21 protein-coding genes, 1 pseudogene and 2 riboswitches are annotated in these 19,970 nt (G+C 66.8%); of the genes and pseudogenes, 10 read left to right on the top strand and 12 right to left on the bottom strand.

Translation table 11 applies throughout. The features are described 5' to 3' along the window. Positions 1-346: 346 nt before the first annotated feature. Entirely contained in the window at positions 347-565 is a 219-nt protein-coding gene (locus D580_RS0112865; RefSeq protein WP_026289967.1) for a hypothetical protein, read from the top strand. Positions 566-619: 54 nt separating this feature from the next. On the opposite strand, the gene D580_RS16600 is transcribed toward D580_RS0112865, so the two are convergent. Both D580_RS16600 and D580_RS15885 read right to left on the bottom strand, forming a co-directional pair. Next, a complete protein-coding gene (locus tag D580_RS16600) occupies positions 620-1,372 on the bottom strand; it encodes a hypothetical protein (protein WP_155999848.1) in 753 nt (250 codons plus the stop codon). Continuing rightward, a riboswitch (cyclic di-GMP riboswitch) is annotated at positions 1,373-1,456 on the bottom strand. It lies immediately after the preceding gene. Between the two features lie 410 nt (positions 1,457-1,866). Then, positions 1,867-2,733, bottom strand: a complete 867-nt coding sequence (locus D580_RS15885; protein WP_051081816.1) for a hypothetical protein — start codon at positions 2,731-2,733, stop codon at positions 1,867-1,869. Further along, positions 2,734-2,817, bottom strand: a riboswitch (cyclic di-GMP riboswitch). A gap of 351 nt (positions 2,818-3,168) precedes the next feature. Between D580_RS15885 and D580_RS0112850 the strand changes: the two genes are divergently transcribed. The 7 genes from D580_RS0112850 to D580_RS0112820 all read left to right on the top strand — a co-directional run bounded on the left by D580_RS0112850 (position 3,169) and on the right by D580_RS0112820 (position 8,532). Continuing rightward, on the top strand, positions 3,169-3,393 hold the full coding sequence (locus tag D580_RS0112850) for a hypothetical protein (RefSeq protein ID WP_018954779.1): 225 nt from the start codon (positions 3,169-3,171) through the stop codon (positions 3,391-3,393). A 184-nt stretch (positions 3,394-3,577) separates the two neighbouring features. Next, positions 3,578-4,696 carry a 4Fe-4S dicluster domain-containing protein gene (locus D580_RS0112845; RefSeq protein WP_018954778.1) on the top strand — a complete coding sequence of 373 codons (1,119 nt, stop codon included), beginning with the start codon at positions 3,578-3,580 and terminating at the stop codon, positions 4,694-4,696. Next, positions 4,693-5,169 (top strand): cyclic nucleotide-binding domain-containing protein, encoded by a 477-nt coding sequence (locus tag D580_RS0112840; RefSeq protein ID WP_018954777.1) that lies wholly within the window; start codon positions 4,693-4,695, stop codon positions 5,167-5,169. Before D580_RS0112845 ends, D580_RS0112840 begins: the two co-directional genes overlap by 4 nt. Continuing rightward, entirely contained in the window at positions 5,150-6,004 is an 855-nt protein-coding gene (locus D580_RS0112835) for an FAD/NAD(P)-binding protein (protein WP_018954776.1), read from the top strand. The genes D580_RS0112840 and D580_RS0112835 overlap by 20 nt, the downstream gene beginning before the upstream one ends. Continuing rightward, on the top strand, positions 6,001-6,789 hold the full coding sequence (locus tag D580_RS0112830; RefSeq protein ID WP_018954775.1) for an oxidoreductase: 789 nt from the start codon (positions 6,001-6,003) through the stop codon (positions 6,787-6,789). Before D580_RS0112835 ends, D580_RS0112830 begins: the two co-directional genes overlap by 4 nt. Next, a complete protein-coding gene (locus tag D580_RS0112825) occupies positions 6,767-8,062 on the top strand; it encodes a Ni/Fe hydrogenase subunit alpha (RefSeq protein ID WP_018954774.1) in 1,296 nt (431 codons plus the stop codon). The genes D580_RS0112830 and D580_RS0112825 overlap by 23 nt, the downstream gene beginning before the upstream one ends. Next, a complete protein-coding gene (locus tag D580_RS0112820) occupies positions 8,059-8,532 on the top strand; it encodes a hydrogenase maturation protease (protein WP_018954773.1) in 474 nt (157 codons plus the stop codon). The genes D580_RS0112825 and D580_RS0112820 overlap by 4 nt, the downstream gene beginning before the upstream one ends. Positions 8,533-8,700: 168 nt before the next feature. On the opposite strand, the gene D580_RS0112815 is transcribed toward D580_RS0112820, so the two are convergent. Continuing rightward, complete coding sequence (locus tag D580_RS0112815; RefSeq protein WP_018954772.1) at positions 8,701-9,540, bottom strand: SDR family oxidoreductase; 840 nt, start codon at positions 9,538-9,540, stop codon at positions 8,701-8,703. Between the two features lie 94 nt (positions 9,541-9,634). Next, the gene (locus D580_RS0112810) at positions 9,635-10,012 is read right to left on the bottom strand and encodes a DsrE family protein (protein ID WP_012637711.1); all 378 of its coding nucleotides are present in this window, start codon (positions 10,010-10,012) and stop codon (positions 9,635-9,637) included. 114 nt (positions 10,013-10,126) lie between these two features. Here D580_RS0112810 and D580_RS0112805 point away from each other — a divergent pair, with 114 nt between their 5' ends. Continuing rightward, complete coding sequence (locus tag D580_RS0112805) at positions 10,127-10,411, top strand: FmdB family zinc ribbon protein (RefSeq protein WP_018954771.1); 285 nt, start codon at positions 10,127-10,129, stop codon at positions 10,409-10,411. A 21-nt stretch (positions 10,412-10,432) separates the two neighbouring features. Next, positions 10,433-11,086, top strand: a complete 654-nt coding sequence (locus D580_RS0112800) for a DUF502 domain-containing protein (protein ID WP_018954770.1) — start codon at positions 10,433-10,435, stop codon at positions 11,084-11,086. 52 nt (positions 11,087-11,138) lie between these two features. Here the strand turns inward: D580_RS0112800 and D580_RS15600 are convergent, their stop codons facing one another. The 8 genes and pseudogenes from D580_RS15600 to D580_RS15580 all read right to left on the bottom strand — a co-directional run. Next, a complete protein-coding gene (locus D580_RS15600; protein WP_018954769.1) occupies positions 11,139-12,737 on the bottom strand; it encodes a GGDEF domain-containing response regulator in 1,599 nt (532 codons plus the stop codon). Positions 12,738-12,840: 103 nt separating this feature from the next. After that, positions 12,841-13,893 carry a GAF domain-containing sensor histidine kinase gene (locus D580_RS15595; RefSeq protein ID WP_018954768.1) on the bottom strand — a complete coding sequence of 351 codons (1,053 nt, stop codon included), beginning with the start codon at positions 13,891-13,893 and terminating at the stop codon, positions 12,841-12,843. 51 nt (positions 13,894-13,944) lie between these two features. Then, on the bottom strand, positions 13,945-14,439 hold the full coding sequence (locus tag D580_RS15590) for a PAS domain-containing protein (protein ID WP_018954767.1): 495 nt from the start codon (positions 14,437-14,439) through the stop codon (positions 13,945-13,947). Positions 14,440-14,615: 176 nt separating this feature from the next. Continuing rightward, positions 14,616-15,917: a redoxin domain-containing protein gene (locus D580_RS0112775; protein ID WP_018954765.1), complete on the bottom strand. Its 1,302-nt coding sequence runs from the start codon at positions 15,915-15,917 to the stop codon at positions 14,616-14,618. A 62-nt stretch (positions 15,918-15,979) separates the two neighbouring features. Beyond that, positions 15,980-17,224, bottom strand: a complete 1,245-nt coding sequence (locus D580_RS15880) for a DUF3300 domain-containing protein (RefSeq protein WP_231363557.1) — start codon at positions 17,222-17,224, stop codon at positions 15,980-15,982. Between the two features lie 185 nt (positions 17,225-17,409). Beyond that, positions 17,410-18,372 (bottom strand): pyridoxal-phosphate dependent enzyme, encoded by a 963-nt coding sequence (locus tag D580_RS0112765; protein ID WP_018954763.1) that lies wholly within the window; start codon positions 18,370-18,372, stop codon positions 17,410-17,412. 111 nt (positions 18,373-18,483) lie between these two features. Then, entirely contained in the window at positions 18,484-19,614 is a 1,131-nt protein-coding gene (gene dapE, locus D580_RS0112760) for a succinyl-diaminopimelate desuccinylase (protein WP_018954762.1), read from the bottom strand. A gap of 120 nt (positions 19,615-19,734) precedes the next feature. Then, positions 19,735-19,970: pseudogene (locus D580_RS15580) on the bottom strand (IS1380 family transposase); the annotation flags it as partial.

Genomic DNA, 19,970 nt, shown 5'->3' with positions numbered 1-19,970 from the left:
AGGCGTGAGGCGTGAGGCGTGAGGCGTGAGGCGTGAGGCGTGAGGCGTGAGGCGTGAGGCGGGCATGGCCCCTCCTATGACAGCGAATGCGACGCAGGTACCTTCCAGCCGCGCGAGGTCGCGGGCTTTAACCCGCATATCTCACCACCGTTCGTAGCGAGGACGTCGAGATGCCGCTGTGACGGGGCGCGCGGAGCGGAAGACGGCGCCGGCGTAGCCGACACTACGTCAAGTCGGCTGAAGTGAGCACGCCCCGTCACAGCGAGCAGATCGGCGGCCGCAGTAGAAGGGTGGTGAGATATGCGGGTTAAGGCTAAACAGTCATAAATCAACAGCGAGAAGCGTCATGAAAGTGGAAATGGGTGAAGAGGGACTGAACATCCTGGACATGTCCCGGGACCAGGCGGCGCTGCTGGTGGAGGCGCTCAAGGCGTCCCCGAAGCAGGGCTTCATGGAAGACGAGGAACTGCGTCGCCTGTTCAAGCTGCTGGCGGTGGTGCAGTCGGATCTCTGGGATGACATGACCAGCGGCAAGTTCGACTTCTCGGCCTACAAGCGCCAGTAAGGCAATGAGGTGTGGGGTCGATCCCCACACCTCACAACCACTCCCCCAGTCTAATCAAGGAATCATCAGCTGCGTCTCGCAAGTTTCCACGCTGCCGCAGCTGTTGCTGCCCGTGCCGGTGCAGGTCAAGCCCTGTGAAGGCATGTTCACCGAGACCGAGTGGCTGTAGCTGCCTGAGGCGGTGCCCAGCTTGATCCGGTAGCTGTCCACGAAGGTGCAGGCGCCATCCAGGGTCATGTTCGGTGCGGTCCAGGCCAGCGTCACCACCGAGCCGGAGGCCAGATTGCCTGAGGCCTCGTTGGAATCCGGGCTTTCCTGTCCCCGGTCATCGATGGCCTGCACGGCCACATACCAGGTGTTCAACTGCACCACGGGCTCCGGATCAGGCTGGGGTGCAGGTGGCGGTGGCGGTGGCGGCGGCGGTGCGGGCTCCGGTTCCGGTTCACTGACGGGATCGGGTTCGGGGTCCGTGATCGGCTCGGGCAAGGGCCCGGGCGATGGTTCGGGTACCGGCTCGGAGGGTGGCGGTGGTGCCGGCGTCATCCCGGGGCTGGATTGCGACGGCGCCTCTTCAGTCTGCGGGTCGCTGTTGCTGACCTGATTCGAGACTTCTTCATCGACACAGCCCGACAGCAGGGCGATGCCCAGAAAGCCGGTGGCCAGTGCGCGCAGGAGCGTCGTGGAGATCGTTCCGAAGGGATGGGACGCAATGCCGTGGCAGTCGCCCGCGGTGACGGTGGTGTCATTCGATCGCGTGTTGAAGCAAGCGGCGGCATCACGGCCGCCCGAAAACATTGTCTTCGTCATTTCGGTAACTCCGCTGTCATGGCCGAAGCCGTAGACCGGTGGTTTTGCGTCCCCGCCTTTCGGTCGGGTATGCCCTTTCGATGAGCTTTTTTTTCTTAACGCGTGTTGGGCCTGTCCTTGTGTCGTTTCGCCATCCCCGAGGGAAGGGCGTGAATGGATGTCATCCGATTCCCTGATGACCCGTGGCGTGAAGTATGTGGAGTGTGCTGGTCGAGAGCCGTGATGCCCTTCACGGGGCGCGTGCCGTGAATCCGGATTTGCACGCCATTCATCGACCAATTTCGTGAACGGTGACGGGGCTCACATGTGCGCCCGGGATGTGCGTGTCTCAAGCCATACGCACGGACTGTGACGTGCGTTCGATGTTTGTGCGGAGAGGCGGGTGTGCTCGGCGCCGGCAGTGAATCAGGCGCTGATCCTGCGGGTCGATGTTCATAAAAAAAGCGCCGGGTCCCAGGGATGGAGCCCGGCGCTTTGAGACGATGCCGATGGCCTCAGATGGCGGGTACCTGCATCTGCAGTTCGCAGGTGTAGGTGCTGCCGCAGGCATTGCTGCCCGTGGCACGGCAGTACAGACCCAGCGCATTGCTCTGCACGTTCAGGGAATAGCTGTAGTCACCTGACGAAGTGCCGAGTTTCACCAGGTAGCTGTCCACGGTGGTGCATGCGCCATCCAGGGTCATGTTTGGTGCTTCCCAGCTCAGAGTGACCCGCGCACCCGAGGCCAGAGCGCCGTAGGCCTCGTTGGAGTCCGGGCTTTCCTGTCCCCGGCCGTCGATGGCCTGCACAGCGACATACCAGGTGTTGAGCTCGACCACGGGTTCCGGCTCGGGCTGAGGCTCGGGCTCCGGTTCAGGCTGGGGCTCCGGTTCAGGCTGGGGTTCCGGTTCAGGCTGAGGCTCCGGTTCGGGCTGGGGCTCCGGTTCGGGCTGGGGCTCCGGTTCGGGCTGGGGCTCCGGTTCGGGCTGGGGCTGGGGCTCCGGCGCGGGCTCGTTGCCGCCACGGTTGTTGCCACGACCGTTGTTGGTCTTGCCGCCGTCGCTGTCGCCGGTCTTGTTGTTGCCGTTGCCGTTGCCACGACCGGGGCTGCTGGTCTGCTCGAGGGTCTGGCCATCGCTGGCCGTCTGTGCCTGAGTTTGCGCAGCCATGCCCAGGGTCACGGTCAGCAGCAGCGCGAGACTGGCATGCAGCACCCGCGCGCGGTTCATGCCCGGGCGGCGGGATACGGCCGCGAGAGGGGCGTATGGGCTGACGTACTGGGTGGATTCCCCGGGGATGGAATCATGCGCCTGGAGCGCATCTGGGGCGTGTTGAAATTCACGCGTGACCGCATGGCCACGCCTTGCCTGTGACTTCGTCATTTCGGTAACTCCGCTGTCGTGGCGATTGCCGTAGACCGGTGGTTTTGCGTCCCCGCCTTTCGGTCGGGTATGCCCTTGTCGTTTAACGATCGGGACCTTCTGCCGATGGCACTCCTGTGTCCTGTGGTCAGATGGTGCCTATTGTGACGTGCTGGTGATGGAGGCGCCGTGACGGGCCTCACGGGCCCTTGGCAGGCCGTCAGCCTTTCCCTACCGGGTATCTGCCCTGGGGCGGATGGACAGGGTCTGGCGACCGGCTTCCTTGGGGTTCGCAGTCGGCAATGGCCTTCCCTGGCACGGGGTATCGGCGACGTGCTGCGATGCAGCAGCGTCCGTGAATATTCCATGTCATCGGGCGTTTCTTGATCGAGGTCAAGGAAGCGTCACAGGGCTGCTCCATACTTGTCCTGAAACAAGGATGAGGAGACGCCCACGATGCGCCTGAACCAGAACCCCAGCGCCGAGACCCCCGCCGTCGAGACGCACAATATCCGCTTTCTCAATCCCTACCTGATGAGTGGTGCCGAGATCCGTCGCCTGCAGGTGGCCAATGGCGATACGCCCTGTTTCGGCACCGATGCGCGCTACGACTGCAGACGCGATGACTGCCGACTGAGCCGCCGCTGCCTGGGCGGACTGGTGGCGCACTGGAAGCGCTGAATCTCCAGGACGCCCGATTCCCTCGATTTTTCTGCTCAGGACTGCCCCGGATTCAATCGGGGCGAACTCGATTGTGTTCTGCATGCTCCGCCCCCGCGTTGACGCCTGCTGAAGCCATCCTCTATGGTTTCCTTGAAATGCGTCATCGACCCCACGCCCGCCCGGGAGGTGTGACTTGCGCGTAATGGCCCCCGAGGAGATGGAAGCGCTCATCCGACTGCTGTCCGATGACGGCTACGAGGTGGTCGGTCCCACCCGGCGCGAGGGCGCCATTGTCTATGACCGTCTTCAGGGCCTGAGCGATCTGCCCGCCGGCTGGGGCGACGAGCATGGCCCCGGCCATTACCGACTCCGCCAGCGTGACGACCAGGCCCTGTTCGGCTACGTGGTCGGCCCCCATTCCTGGAAGAAATACCTGTTCCCGCCCCGGGAGACCCTGGTGCGGGTGTTGCGTCGCGAGGACGGGGGTTTTGAAACGCAGCCCGGTGAGCCGGCGCCGCCCCGGCGCGCGTTCATCGGCGTGCGGCCCTGCGAACTGGCGGCCATCGGCATCCAGGACCGGGTGTTCCTGGAACAGTCTGTCAGGGACCGGGCCTACGGGGCCCGTCGCGAGGGGGTGTTCCTGGTGGCGGTCAACTGCGCCGAGCCGGGCGGCACCTGTTTCTGTACCTCCATGGGCACCGGTCCGCGGGCCGGGTCCGGTTTCGACCTGGGTCTCACCGAGGTGATCGGCGAGGGCACGCACTTCCTGGTGATCGAGGCGGGCAGCGAGGCCGGCGAGGCCATGCTCGCCAGGATGGATACCCGGGAGGCCAGCGAGGCGGAGCGCGCGGCCGCCGAACAGGTCTGGCTGGAGGCCCCGAAGCACATGGGCCGCACCATGCCCGGCGATGCCCGGGAGGTGCTTGCCCGGGCCCTGGAACACCCCCGCTGGGCGCAGACCGCCGAGCGCTGCCTCTCCTGCGCCAACTGCACCCTGGTCTGCCCCACCTGTTTCTGCGCCCAGATGGAGGAACTGCCGGACCTGGAGGGCAAGTCCTCGGAGCGGGTGCGCCTCTGGGATTCCTGTTTCAACGGCGAGCACTCCTACATGATCGGCGGTCCGCATCGCAGCACCGTGGCGGCCCGCTATCGCCAGTGGCTCACCCACAAGCTCTCCTCCTGGCACGAGCAGTTCGGCAGCTCCGGCTGCGTGGGCTGCGGGCGCTGCATCACCTGGTGCCCCGTGGGCATCGACATCACCGAGGAGGTGGCCGCGATCCGCGCCACGGGCCAGGGCAAGGCAGGAGGGCAGGGCACATGAACGAGCTCCTGGAGATCCTCAAGGGCCAGCACTTTTTCGAGGGGCTGCGCGAGGCGGACCTGAGGCTTCTCGCCGCCGGCGCCTCCCTGAGGACCTTCCGGGCGGACGAGACCCTGTTCCGGGAACACGAGGAGGCCGACGCCTTCTATCTCATCCGCAGCGGGCGGGTGGCCCTGGAAAGCCGGCTCCCCGGTCGCCGCGCCGAGGTCTTCATGACCCTGGGTCATGGCGAGGTGCTGGGCTGGTCCTGGCTGATGCCGCCCTACCGCTGGCACTACAGCGCCCGCGCCCTTGAGGAGACCCACACGGTGCATTTCGACGCCCCGGCCCTGCATGCCTGCATGGACCGGGATCCGGTGCTGGGCTATGCCCTGTACCAGCGCTTCGCGGCGCTGATCGTGCAGCGCCTGCAGGCGGCGCGGCTGCAGGCCATGGATATCTACGGAGGCGGCGATGTCGGTCTCGGCGGCTGAGCGGCAGATCCCTGAACCCATGGCCCCGGTGCCCTGGCGCATCCTGGACGTGCGCCGGGAGGTGGCCGATGGCGAGGTGTTCACCTGGCGGCTTCGGCCCGAGTCCGGCGCGGCCCCCGAGGCCCGTCCGGGACAGTTCAACATGCTCTACCTGTTCGGCGTGGGCGAGGTGGCCATCTCCGTCAGCGCTATGGACGGGGACGGCAGCCTGGTGCACACCATCCGCGCCGTCGGGAGCGTCACCCGCACCATGCAGGGGCTTCGCGCCGGCGACGTGGTGGGCGTGCGTGGCCCCTTCGGCAGCGCCTGGCCGGTGGAAGCGGCCGAGGGGCGCGACCTGGTGCTGGCCGCGGGTGGCATTGGGCTCGCACCCCTGCGCCCGGTGATTCACGCGGTGCTGGCCCGGCGCGAGGCCTTCGGCCGGGTGCTGATCTGCTACGGCGCCCGCTCGCCCCGGGACCTGATCTTCCGCGACGAACTGGCCCAGTGGCAGGCCCGTGCCGACCTGGATGTGCGGGTCACCGTGGACCGGGGCACCGCCGACTGGAAGGGAGACGTGGGCGTGGTCACCCAGCTCATCGACCGGGGCGGCTTCGACGGCCGCAATGCGCTGGCCATGGTCTGCGGCCCGGAGGTGATGATGCGCTTCTCGGCCCTGTCCCTGCATCGGCGCGGCGTGGTCCCGGAGCGCACCTTCGTCTCCATGGAGCGCTGCATGCGCTGCGCCCTGGGTTTCTGCGGCCACTGCCAGATCGGCCCCCATTTCGTGTGCCGGGACGGCCCGGTGTTTCCCTACCCGGTCATGGAGCCGGCCTTCCGGGTGCACGAGCTATGAGAGTCCAACGCCCCACGCTCGCGGTCTGGAAGTTCGCCTCCTGCGACGGCTGCCAGCTCACCCTGCTGGACTGCGAGGACGCACTGCTGGCCCTGGCCGACACCATCCGCATCGCCCATTTCCCCGAGGCCAGCAGCGCCCGGGTGGAGGGCCCCTGGGACCTGTCCCTGGTGGAGGGTTCCATCACCACCCCGGAGGACGCCGAACGCATCCGCGAGATCCGCCGGGCCTCCAGGCACCTGGTCACCATCGGCGCCTGCGCCACCTCCGGAGGCATCCAGGCCCTGCGCAACTTCGCCGATGTGGAGGCCTTCACCCGCCAGGTCTATGCCCGCCCCGACTGGATCCAGACGCTGGCCACCTCCGACCCCATCGCCGCCCACGTGCCGGTGGATTTCGAACTGCGCGGCTGTCCCATCGACAAGGGTCAGTTGCTGGAGGTGATCAACGCCTTCCTCTACGGCCGGCGCCCGCAGATCCCCGCTTCGAGCGTGTGCGAGGAGTGCAAGCGGGCCGGGCACGTGTGCGTCATGGTGGCCCACGGCACCCCCTGCCTGGGCCCGGTGACCCAGGCCGGCTGCGGCGCCCTGTGTCCCGGTTGTCATCGGGGCTGCTATGGCTGCTTCGGTCCCAAGGAGACCCCCAACGCGCCGGCCCTCTCTGCCCAGCTCGCCCAGCTGGGCATGGACCAGGGGCAGCTGCTGCGTGTCTATCGTACCTTCAACGCCAACGCCAATCCCTTCCGCGAGGAGAGCCTGCGCCATGAGTCAGACCCGGACCATTGAGGTCAACGCCCTGGCCCGGGTGGAGGGCGAGGGCGCCCTGTACGTGCGCACCGAGGGCGAGCAGGTGGCGGAGGTGAAGCTCAAGATCTACGAGCCGCCGCGCTTCTTCGAAGGCTTTCTCATCGGCCGGGATTTCCGCGAGGCCCCGGACATCACCGCGCGCATCTGCGGCATCTGCCCGGTGGCCTACCAGATGGGCGCCTCCCAGGCCATGGAGCAGGTCTGCGGGGTGACCCTGGACCCGGCGCTGGAGGACCTGCGCCGGCTGATCTACTGCGGCGAGTGGATCGAGAGCCACGGCCTGCACGTGTTCATGCTGCACCTGCCGGATTTCCTCGGCTACCCGGACGGCATCACCATGGCCCGGGATCACCCGGAGCTGGTGCGCAATGCCCTGCGCATCAAGAAGATCGGCAACGCGCTCATGCGCCTGGTGGGCGGCCGGGAGGTGCATCCGGTGAACCTGAAGGTGGGCGGCTTCTACCGCGCGCCCACGCAGGCCGAAGTCGCTGCCCTGCGCGAGGACCTGGCCTGGGGGCTCGAGGCCAGCGCCGAGGCCCTGGACTTCCTCGCTGGACTGGAGTTTCCCGATTTCGAGATGGACTACGAATTCGTGTCCCTGGTGCATCCGGACGAGTACCCCATCCTGCACGGCCGCCTCGGTTCCAGCAGCGGCATCGATGCGCCGGTGGAGGACTACGACCGGATCTTCACCGAGACCCACGTGATCCATTCCAACGCCCTGCACAGTCACCTGAGCGATTCCGGGCGCCCCGCCTGCCTGGGCCCCATGGCCCGCTTCGCCCTCAACCGGGATCGGCTCACCCCCCGTGCCGCGGCCCTGGCGGAGAAGGCCGGACTCGGGGCCGTGTGCCGCAACCCCTTCAAGAGCATCCTGGTGCGCATGGTGGAGATCGCCTTCGCCTTCGAGGAGGCCCTGCGCCTGGTGGACGCCTACCAGGCCCCGTCCCGGCCGGCGGTGGACATGACGCCCCGCGCGGGCACCGGCTACGGTGCCACCGAGGCGCCCCGGGGCATCTGCTACCACCGCTACACCCTGGACGAGGCGGGCATCATCCGGGACGCCAAGATCGTCGCCCCCACCTCGGTGAACCAGCCGAGCATCGAGGCGGACCTGCACGGCTTCGTCCAGGCCCACCTGGACCTGCCCGACGACCAGCTGCGCCATCGCTGCGAACAGGCGATCCGCAACTACGACCCCTGCATCTCCTGCGCCACCCACTTTCTCGATCTCACCGTAGAACGGGGATGAGCGACGCCCTGGTGATCGGCATCGGCAACCCCTGGCGGGGTGATGACGGGGTGGGTGCGGCGGTGGTGCGGGTCCTGGCGGGCACGCCGGGTATCCAGGTGGCCGAGTGCGGCGGAGAACCGGCGGAACTGATGCAGTGCTGGGCGGGCTTCGACCGGGTGATCCTGGTGGATGCCGTGGTCACGGGGGGAACACCCGGCGCGATCCTGCGGTTGACGGTGGATCAGCCTCTGCCTAGCACCCCCCGCCATTCCTCCCACGGCCTGGGCTTGGCCGAGGCCGTGGAGCTGGCCCGCGCCTTGGGCGAGTTGCCGCCTGGCCTCGTCATCTACGGCATCGAACCCCAATCCACCGATGACGGCACCGGCCTCTCGCCTGCCGTCGCGGATGCGGTGACGACGGTGGCCTGGGCGATCTGCAAGGAGCTGGACATCTGCCGCGGAGGCGCGGAGGCGCAGAGGGAAAAATAATTGGACAGGATTTACATGATTTACAGGATTGGAAGAGGGTTTGCAGCGCCTCAAATAAGGGTGCTCAAGCCCAAGCCATTATTCTTTCAATCCTGAAAAATCCTGTTCATCCTGTCCATTGCATTTCTCTGCGCCTCCGCGCCTCTGCGGCAACTCTTCCCCGGCCGTTCACCGATTCTCCCGCCGCGAAACCGCCAACAGCACCCGGTCCAGCCAGGCGGCGGGCAGCAGGCGGCGCAGGGTGCCGAACAGGTAGGTGGGGAAGGTGACGTAGTAGCGGGCCCTAGGGCGGGGGCTTTCCAGGGCGTGGATGACCTTCTTCAGCACCGCCTCCGGGGGCAGGGTGAAGGGCGCGGCGGGGCCTTCCTTGGTGAGGCGCCGTTCGGCGGCGGCGTAGCGTTCCCGGAACACGCTGTGTTCCCGGTCGATGTTTTTCAGGAATGCCGCATGCGCATTGGCCCGGAAGCGGCTCTCGATGGGGCCGGGCTCCACCAGGCTCACGTGCACGCCGGAGCCCTTCAGTTCCAGGCGCAGGGTGTCGGTGAGTCCCTCCAGGGCGAACTTGGAGCAGTTGTAGGCGCCGCGAAACGGCAGGGCCACCAGGCCCAGCACGGAGCTGTTCTGGATGATGCGGCCCTCGCCGGCCGCGCGCATCACCGGCAGCACCCGGTTGGTCAGCTCCAGCCAGCCCAGCAGGTTGGTCTCCAGCTGCGCCCGCAGCACTGCCCGGGTCAGGTCCTCCACCGCCCCCGGCTGGCCGTAGGCGCCGTTGTTGAACAGGCCATAGAGCCGGCCGCCGGTGCGTTCCAGCACGGTGTCAACGGCGGTGGCGATGCTCGCGCTGTCGTCCAGGTCCAGTCGCAGGGCCTCGAAGCCCTCGGCCGCCAGGCGTTCCACGTCCTCCGCCTTGCGGGCGGTGGCGAACACCCGGTAACCCCGGTCCTTGAGACCCCGGGCGACGCAATGGCCGATGCCGCTGGAGCAGCCGGTGATGAGGATGGGTTTCATGCGTGAGGGGTTAGGGGAGAGGCGTGAAGGGCAAGACATCCAGGCTTTGGGTTGAGTTTTTCACCCCTCCCGCCTATCGCCTCACCCCTCTCGTTCAGTACGTAAGCGTGACCACGTTATCCTCGACGATCTCGCCCACGAAGGCGCCGCCGCCGCGGATGCCGTCCAGTTCCGGGATGGCGTTCTCCTGGGTCAGGTCGTGCTCCGCCATGGCGCCGGCGCAGGCGTAGAACTTCACCCCCGCCTCGTGGGCGTCCTGCATGAAGCTGTACACGGACTTCTCCTTGGCCTCGCCGGGGTGGATCTGCTCGGCATAGCCCTTGATCAGCAGCCGGGTGGTGCGGGCGGCGAAGTAGATCTCCACCTCCAGGTCCATGGCGGCGGCCACCGTGGCCTGGAAGAAGGGGGCGCCCAGGGTGCCGGGCACGTCCGGGTTGAGGTTGAGCAGCATGATGACGATCTTGTCCGCCATGGCGGGACTCCCTGGTGTGCTGGTGAATTTGGTGCGTCGGGACTATTGGAATTTCCGGGGGGTGCACCCATATAATCGGTCGTTAATATTGACCGATTTGATGAGGGATTGAAAATGCCCATCTACGAATATGCCTGCGGTGTCTGTGGTCATCGGCTCGAAGCCATCCAGAAGTTCAGCGATGAGCCGCTCAAGGAATGCCCCGAGTGCGGCAAGCCGGAACTGTCCAAGCTGATCTCGGCGGCGGGTTTCCGCCTCGGCGGCGGCGGCTGGTACGAGACCGACTTCAAGAGCAAGAACCAGCGCAACCTCAAGGAGAGCGGCGGGGAAAGCAAGGCCTCGGCACCGGCCTGCGGCAGCGGCGGCTGCGGCACGGCCTGCGGTACGAGCTCCAGCTGATCCGCCCGGGTCCCCCAGCCGATGCTTCACACCCTGCGCAAGTACCTGATCACCGGCCTGGTGGTCTGGGTACCGCTGGTGATCACCTTCTTCGTGGTGAAGTTCCTGGTGGACCTGATGGACAACAGCCTGCTGCTGCTGCCCCCGGCCTGGCGTCCCGAGGCCCTGTTCGGCTTCAAGATACCGGGTCTGGGGGTGGTGCTGGCGGCGCTGATCCTGCTGGTCACCGGCTTGGTCACCGCCAACCTGCTGGGCCGCAAGCTGGTGGATCTGTGGGAGAGCGTGGTGCACCGCATTCCCCTGGTGCGCAGCATCTACTCGGCGGTCAAGCAGGTGATGGAGACCCTGCTGGGGGCTGGCGGAGATTCCTTCCGCAAGGTGTTGATGATCGAGTATCCCCGCAAGGGCATCTGGACGCTGGGTTTCCAGACCGGCGTGGGGGTGGGCGAGGTGCAGGCGCGCACCAGCAAGGAGGTGGTGACGGTGTTCGTGCCCACCACCCCGAACCCCACCTCCGGTTTCATCATCATGGTGCCCCGGGACGAGGTGGTGGAACTGGACATGTCCGTGGAGGACGGTTTGAAGTTCGTCATGTCCCTGGGCGTGGTCAGCCCCCGCTGGCCGTACCCGAACCGCCCGCCATCAAATGGTGAGCAGAAGCGCGGGGGTTTCTGATCCCGGGCGGCTGTCGCCCGCAGATCTTCTCCGGGTCGTGAAGTTCAAGTGCTCAGGGTTGCCGGGCGATGTGCGGCAATGGTCTGGGCCGGGCGATGCCGTATCCCTGGGCATAATCCACCCCCAGTTGCGCCAGACGCTGGCGTACCCCTTCCGTCTCCACGAACTCCGCGATGGTCCTCAGTCCCGCCACGTGGCCGATGCGGTTGATCGCCTCCACGATGGCCTGGTGCATCTCGTTCTCGTGCATGTCGCGCACGAATCCGCCGTCGATCTTGATGTAGTCCGCAGGGATGTTGGACAGGTAGGAAAAGGAACTCAGGCCGGTGCCGAAGTCGTCCAGGGCCACGTGGCAGCCAAGATCCCGCATCCGCTGGATGAAACGAACGGCGTTGCCCAGGTTGGCGATCACGGCCGTCTCCGTGATCTCGAAACCCAGCGCCTCGGGTGGGATGGCATGTTCTCTGAGGCGCTCGGTGACGTGAGCCAGGAACGCATCGTCGCCCACGGTCAGGCCGGACAGGTTGATGAACCAGCGGTAACCCTTCGGCACCTGTCCTTCCCTCAGCAGCTGGCGTATGCGCGGCAGCGTCAGTTCCAGTACCTTGCGGTCCACGGTGGGCATGAGGTTGTAGCGTTCCGCCGCCGGGATGAAGGCCCAGGGTGAGATCACCTCACCGCTCGGGTCGAGCATGCGCAACAGGATCTCGCAATGGCCGGCGGTGTCCGGTTTGAGCGGATGGATTTCCTGGTAGTAGAGCAGGAAACGATCCTGCTCCAGGGCCTCGTTGATGCGCGCGGTCCATTGCATCTCGCTGTGCCTGGCCATGAGCGTGCGATCGTCCTGCCGGAACAGGTGGACGCGGTTTCGTCCCTTGTCCTTGGCCGCGTAGCAGGCCATGTCAGCATGGCGCATGACATCGGAGAGCGACAGATCAGGGTCGTCGAGCAGGGTCAGCCCGATGCTGGCACCGATGCGGAAGTTGTGCTCACCCCAGGTGTAGCGAAAATCGTTGACGATGGTGAGCATGCGCCTGGCCACCTGTTCGGCCTGCTCGAGGGTACATTCGTCCAGCAGCACGCCGAACTCATCACCCCCCAGACGGGCCAGGGTGTCATGTTCCCGCACCGGGATCTGCAGCAGGCTGGCCAGCTGTCGGAGCAGATCATCGCCGGCCTGGTGTCCGCAGGTGTCATTGACCAGCTTGAACTGGTCCAGGTCGATGTAGAGCAGTGCGCTGGGACGCTGCCGCCGGGCCTTGGCCAGCGCCTCCTTGAGCCGGGTCTCGAAGCCATGGCGATTGATCAGGCCGGTCAGCGAGTCGTGCAGGGCCAGGTGGTTGATGGCTTCCTGGGCCTGCCGGTTTTGGCGGCGCACCTCGTGGTCGCGCAGTTCCCGGTCGATGGCCGGGGCTAGCCGGGACAGGTTGTCCTTGAGGATGTAGTCCTGGGCACCGTTGCGCATGGCGCTGACGGCGATCTCCTCGCCGATGCTGCCGGAGACGATGATCACCGGGATGTCCTGGTCCCGTTCCCGGACCAGGCGCAGGCAGTGGCCGGAATCGAAGCCGGGCAGATTGTGATCGGTGATGATCAGGTCCCAGGCGTGCCCGCTCTCCAGGGCTGTCTGCAGTTGCTCGATGCTGTCCACCCGGGTGCAGTCCGGGGAAAACCTCCCCGCTGCAGCGCGCGCAACACCAGCACAGCGTCGTTCTCGGAATCCTCCACCAGCAACAGGCGCAGGGGGTTGGCGGCTACGGAATCCATGCGTCGTCCGGTTCGCCGAGGGTGAAATAGAAGCGGGCTCCCTCGCCCGGGGTCGCGTCGGCCCAGATACGTCCGCCGTGGCGGTGTATGACCCGGGCCACGGTGGCCAGGCCCACGCCGCTGCCCGGGTAGCCACGGGCGTTGTCCAGGCGCTGAAAGGGTTGGAACAGCTTTTCGGCACGGGCCATGTCGAAGCCGATGCCGTTGTCGCTCACGCAGAAGACCCGTCCGTCGGCGTGTTCGCTGGCATTGAGTTCGATGCGTGGCGATTCCCTGTCCCGGCTGTACTTGAGGGCGTTTTCCAGCAGGTTGGTGAGCGCGATGCGCAGCAGGCCCGGGTCCGCCAGAACGGTGGCACGGGTGGCGATGTGCAGTTCAGGGGCAGGACCCTGGTGCCGGTTCAAAAGCTCCTCTGCCACTTCCTGGGCCAGGGTGTCGAGCAACAGGCGCTCCGTGTGCATGGTGGTGCGCGTGAGCCGGGACAGCTCCAGCAGGTCGTCGATCAGTTCGTTCATGCGCACCGCGCCCTGGTGGATGCGACCGAGATAGTCCTGGGCCTGGTCGTTCAATTGACCCGCCAGGTCCTCGTGCAGGGCCAGGGCAAAGCCCTTGATGGATCGCAGAGGTGCGCGCAGATCATGGGAGACGGAATAGGTGAAGGCCTCCAGATCGTCGGTGCGCTGGCGTACCCGCTCCTCCAGGCGCTGGTTCAGTTCCTGCAGGCGTTCGGTGGCGAACTTGCGTTCCAGTTCCACGCTGATGCGGGTGGCGAACACCCCCAGCATGGGGGCAGTCCAGCGGGTCAGTTCCATGGGACGGGTGTCCATCACCGACACCAAGCCCAGCATCTTGCCCGAGGAGGCGATCAGGGGCGCACCGAAATAGCTTTCCACGCCCATGTCCGCGAGCAGGGTGTCTCTGGGGTAGAGACGGCTCGCATCCCTCGGGATGAGTTCTTTCTTCAGATCCACGACGTCCTTGCAGGGGGTGCCTTCCAGGTCATATTCGAAATTTTTAGCCAGTCGGTCGCCGGCCCACACGGCCAGGGTGCTGACTTCGGCCTGGCCGGGTTTGAGCAGGCCGATGAAGGCTTAGCGGGCGTCATAGGCCCGGGCCAGGTCGCGTACACAGTTGTGCAGGAAGTCCTCCGTATCCAGCACGCTGCTCGCGCGTGCCAGGGACTCCATCACATTCTGGGCGCGCTTTTCCTCGGTGATGTCCAGCAGATAGCCCTGCAGGATGACAGGGCCGGAGGCATCGCTGACCACGTTGACCAGGTCCCTGAGCCAGATGCAGCGCCCCTGGCTGTCGAGCATGCGGTATTCGAATTCGTGGTCCAGACCACCCCGGGCGGCCTGCAGGCAGAAGTCCGGCGCCCAGGACTGGTCATCGGGGTGTATGTGCCGGGGCCAGAATCCGGGTTCATACCAGGCCTCGACGGGATAGCCGAGCAGGGGTTCGATCTGGGGACCGATGTAGGTGAAACGCTGCTCCCGCAGATCGAATTCCCAGGGAATGAGGCGCGTGGACTCCAGCAGGCGTTGCTGGCGCAAACTCACGTCGGGGGAGGATGGGCTATCGACCATGCTAGACCTCGCGATCGGCGGGTGCCGCGAGGGCACCGCGCAGTTCTTCACCATGGCCCTGTGCTCCGTGTTCGGTCGCGCCGGCACTGGCCTCTATAGCCGTTGATGATGAATGGTTATTCGGTATTCTGTCACATTAACTTGATCTGAATATAGCTGATGAATCAGCTTGGTCGTCAATAAGAATCCTCGACCCTCAACCGGTCGATGACCTCCCGTACCTCCTCCGTATCCCACTCGATGGCCGTGTTCACCGAGTAGCGCACCCGACCCTGGCGGTCCAGCAGGAAGGAGCTGGGGAAGGCGAACACCCGCCACTCGCCCGAGACCGCGCCGTCCTCGTCCATGAGCACGGGGAAGTCCACGTTCACGTCTTCCATGAAGTTCAGAATGTGCGCCGGGGATTCCCGGAAGTTGATGGAGACGATGCCGAACTCGTCTTCCGGGTAGGCGGCGGCCAGGCGGTTCATGGACGGGATCTCGTGCACGCAGGGCGGGCACCAGGTGGCCCAGAAGTTCACCAGGGTGACCCGTCCCAGGCTCTCGGTGTGCTGATGGCGCACGCCCCGGGCATCCACCAGGTCGTAGCCGGGCGGGTCGTAGGCCGGCCGTTCCACCAGGCCAAAGGCCGGCAGCACCGGCGCCTCAGCCTCCTCGTCCAGGGGCGCGGGACGGTCCGAGCGCGGGGTCTGGGCCAGCAGCCGTGTAGCCGCCAGCAGCTGGGTGGGGGTGTCCAGGATGGCGCGGGTCACGTCGAAGGGGATCGGGCCGCCCATGGCCTCCAGTTCCACCGCTTCGGGCTCGACGGAGCGCAGCAGGTAGTAGTCCCGCACGCTGTCCACCAGCCAGCCGTAGGCGGGGCTGCCGGCCCGGTGCAGAGTGGCCAGCAGCTCCTCCAGGCGCGGGCGGTTGGTGCCCAGCTCCGGCTGCAGGATGGCGAGCGGCATGTTGGTGGCGGAGACGATGCCCAGCAGTTCCGGCTCCTCGCCGGCCACCGGGGTGCCCCGGTAGAGGTTGGGGAAGAACAGGATGCCGCCGGCCACGGCGTTCATGTCGGTGGCTTGTTCCTGCCAGGTCCGCAGGCCCCGCAGCAGGGGCACGGTCATGCGGTCGCAGGTGGTCACCACGATGGGCCCGCGGCCGCTTTCAACGGCCTTCTGCAACAGCGCCGCCACCGGCGCGCCGTCCAGGTTGCGCACCACCTCGTTGCTGCGCTGAAGCAGCAGGGAGTCCAGCAGGTCCACCTGCCAGACCGTGGCATTGCGCTCGGCCAGACGCCGGGCCAGGTTGTGGGGTCCCTCGGTCTCGCCGTACTGGTTGATGAGCCAGACGAACAGGGGGCCGGTGTTGTCGCCGCCCCAGACGCGCACGTCCAGGCGCTCGCCGTCCGGCAGATCCAGGTTGAAGTCGGCGAGAACGGCGTGGGGCAGGCTGAAGAGCAGGAGCAGCGCGAGGCACAGGCTCGGTCGTCGGGGCACGAATCACATTCCCGTCATTTGGGGTTCATGGGTCCGCAGCCCGGTGAGAAATCCCGGCCAGGCTAGCGGGCGAAGCTGTGGCGGCCCTCGCCGCGGGACTGTCCGGATCGGAATCTGGGGTGCGCGGAGGGCTCGCCCCGGCCGAGATTACCGTCCCCGCGGCCTGCCTGCCAGCCGGACTGGCGCTCGACCTGGCCGCGCCAGCCGCCGTCTCGCCCCCCGTGCGGGTTGCCGGAGGCCTGGCCGCGGCCGGTTTCCCCGGCGGCGTTCCAGGCCGGACGGGATGGCTGCTGCGCCTCCTGCCGAGGTCGGCTCTGGCTCTCCTGCCGGGGACGGTTCTGGCCCTCCCGGCTCCAGCCCTCGCGGATCCGGTCGCTGTGGCCTTGATGGAGATCCCGGCTGTTGATGCTGCGCCGGGTGTCGTCGGTGACCGGACCCGTGCGGGTCCGCTCCCGTTGTGCCTGGGCGGTGGCATCGCCACTGCGTCGCTGGTGCACCGTGTGATGCCGGTAGGCCACGCCGCGGCGGTGCCAGGGGTCGTGGCGCCAGCGGTGGCCGGCGGGCACGTAGTGGCGGGTGCGGTAGTCGTAGTGGTGGATGATCACCACGTGGCGATGGGTCCAGTTGAAGCCGCTGTAGAAGAAGCTGCGGGACACGGGCACGCCGCTGACCCAGGTGATGCCGATGCTCACGGAATAACCGTAGGGCGGTCCCCAGTAGACCGGGGCGTAGGCGGGCCACCACCAGCCGCCGTAGACGATGGTGGGCTGGTAGTAGGGCACGTACACGACCCGCGGGCTGGCCGGTTCGATGTAGATGATCTCCCGCTCGCGCACCACCCGGACATGTTCCCGATCCTCCAGGTGGCCGGCGTCGTAGGCTCTCTGGCGCAGTTCCTGGACCATGTCGGCCACGTCCTCCTCCTGGAGCAGGAAGGCGTCGCCCACCTGCCGGGTCCAGGTGAGGTCATCGCTCATCTGCTGGATCACCCGGGGGAAGGCCACCAGGGCCTTGACGCTGGGATCCCAGTCCATGTCCGCCACGGCGTCCACGGCGGCGCTGCCCTCTAGCCCCGGGTTGCGCCGCGACCAGCGCGCCGCCTCCACCACCTCCAGGGGATAGGTGGAGGCCATCAGGATCTGGGACAGCAGGGCATCGGGGTACAGGGCGATGGGCGCGAGCAGGGAGGCCAGCTCGGCCTCGCTGTAGGTCTCCTGGCCCTGGGCGTGGGCGGGGGAGAGGCCCAGGAGCAGGGCCAGCAGGCATGCCGAAAGCCAGGCAGCCGGGGATCGGCGATGGGTGTTCATGATCAGGTCCTCCTCGTGGGCGGGACCGGGGCGGCGAGGCCCCATGTTTGTTCGGACCCCCTCATGCCGGGTCCGTTCACCCGGATGTGCATGTCCACCCGGGACCTGTGACGACACTGCCCGGCATCAGGCGCACCGGGACAGGGTGTCAGCCTACGCCCCGTGGCTGAACACACCCTGAACCGTCAGCGGGGGGAGGCTTGTCGCCAGGGCAGGTGGTCCAGGTCCACGTTGCTGCCGGAGAGAATGACGCCGATGCGCAGGCCCCGCAGGGCCTCGCCCTGTTCCCGCAGGGCGGCCAGGGGCACGGCGGCGGAGGGCTCGATCACCTGCTTGGCCCGTTCCCAGACAAAGCGCATGGCCTCGATGATGCCCGCCTCGGAGGCGGGCAGGATGCGCTCCACGTGCTCGCGCAGGAGGGGGAAGGTGAGATCGCCCAGGTTGCCGCGCAGGCCATCGGCGATGGTTTGAGGATGTTCGCCCGGGATGATCCGGCCAGCCGCCAGGGAGCGGATGGCATCATCGGCGCCGGCGGGTTCGGCGCCGATGACACGGATGCCCGGCTTCATGCCCCGGGCGGCCAGCGCGGTGCCGCTCAGCAGGCCACCGCCGCTCACCGGGGCCATGACCACGTCCAGGTCCGGGATCTCTTCCAGCAGTTCCAGGGCGGCGGTGCCCTGGCCGGCGATGATGCGCGCATCGTTGTAAGGGTGGACCACCGTGGCCCCGGTCTCGGCCACCCAGGCCTCCAGGGCCTGTTCCCGGTTGCGGGTGCCCGGTTCGCAGTGACGGATCACGCCGCCATAACCCCGCACCGCCGCCTGTTTCACCCCGGGGACGTCGTGGGGCATGACGATGTGGGCGGGGATGCCGCGCAGGCGGGCCGCCAGGGCCAGGGCCTGGCCGTGGTTGCCGGAGGTGTGGGTGGCCACGCCCCGGGCGGCCTCCTCATCGGAGAGCGAGAGCGCCGCATTGCAGGCGCCCCGGAACTTGAAGGCCCCGGCCCGCTGCAGGTGCTCGCACTTGAGGAATATGCGCGCGCCCAGCCAGTCGTCCAGGCTCGCGCAGGTCAGCACCGGCGTGCGCCGGGCATGGGGGGCGATGCGCGCGGCGGCGGCGCGGATGTCCTCAAGACCGGGGGACGACATCGTACAGGCCCGCTGAGACGTAACGAATCTCTGACTCAGGACACTAGATCCGGATGTTGAGCAGGCCGATGACGCCGATGGCGATCAGGTAGATGGCCACGATAGCCGGGTTCAGTCCGCCAGCAGGCGCTTGAGGATGCCGGTGTAGATGCGTGACAGGGCGTCGAGGTCCTCGACGCGCACGTGCTCGTCGATCTTGTGAATGCTGGCGTTCAAGGGACCCAGTTCCACCACCTGGGCGCCCGTGGGGGCGATGAAGCGCCCGTCGGAGGTGCCGCCGGCGGTGGAGAGCTCTGTGTCGAGCCCCATGACCTCGCGGATGGCGGCGCTGGCCGCCTCCACCAGTTCCCCCTCGGCGGTGAGGAAGGGATGGCCGGAGAGCCGCCAGCTGAGTTCATAGTCCAGGCCATGGGCATCGAGCACCGCGTGCACGCGAGTGCGGATGCCTTCATCGGTCTGCTCGGTGGAGAAGCGCAGGTTGAACATCACCTCCAGCTCGCCGGGGATGACGTTTTCCGCGCCGGTGCCGGCATGGATGTTGGAGATCTGGAAGGAGGTGGGCGGGAAGTGTTCATTGCCCTCATCCCACTCAATGGCCGCCAGTTCGGCGAGCGCCGGCAGGGCCCGGTGCACCGGGTTGTCGGCGAGATGCGGATAGGCCACGTGCCCCTGCTGGCCGCGCACCCGCAGCACGCCTGACAGGGAGCCGCGTCGGCCATTCTTGATCACGTCGCCCAGGCGCTCGGTACTGGAGGGTTCGCCCACCAGGGCCCAGGTGATCTTCTCACCCCGCGCCTCCAGCCATTCCACCACCTTCACCGTGCCGTTCACCGACGGGCCTTCCTCGTCGGAGGTGATGAGCATGGCGATGGAGCCCTTGTGATCCGGGTGATCCTTGAGAAAGGCCTCGCAGGCGGTGACGAACGCCGCGATGGAGCTCTTCATATCCGCGGCGCCGCGGCCGTAGAGCTGTCCGTTGCGAATCTGCGGCTGGAAGGGATCCGAGGACCACTTCTCCACGGGGCCGGTGGGCACCACGTCAGTGTGGCCCGCGAAGGCCAGCACCGGCCCCTCGCTGCCCCGGCGCAGCCACAGGTTGTCCACGTCCTCGAAGCGCAGGTGGTGTGCCTCGAAGCCCAGCGGCGCCAGGCGCTCGGCGATGAGCTGCTGGCAGCCGGCATCCTCCGGGGTCACGGAGCGGCGGCGGATGAGTTCCTGGGCGAGGTCGAGGGTGTCGGACATTCGGGTCGTTTCTCGAAGCAGTGGTTTCGTCGGAAGAAGATGAATGGACAGGATGATCAGGAACAGTATGGATCTGACAGGATTTACCCAATCATTGCATAAATTTGACGCAACCAGGTTTCAGGCTGCTTGCTTCAAGGTATTCAGGTAATGCAACAGCTCGGATTTCACGGCGGGGTTAGCGCTCATGGTCAGCGTCAAGGCGCCCTGGGGTCTTGTCAGGCGCCCGGCGCGCTGGATCAGTTTGCGCCGCAGGGTGCCGAGTTGTTCGAAACACCACAGCGGCGCGCGCTTCTCAGTCGTGTTGCGGACCTGTTCATGACACAGCATCTGCATTTCCCGGTTGAGATTGTGCG

The organism is Thioalkalivibrio sulfidiphilus (genome assembly GCF_000377945.1).
GTDB classification, from domain to species: Bacteria; Pseudomonadota; Gammaproteobacteria; order Ectothiorhodospirales; family Ectothiorhodospiraceae; genus Thioalkalivibrio_A; species Thioalkalivibrio_A sulfidiphilus_A.
Note: the sequence above shows the minus strand (reverse complement) of the source record. Positions and strands in the feature narration are given on the sequence as shown.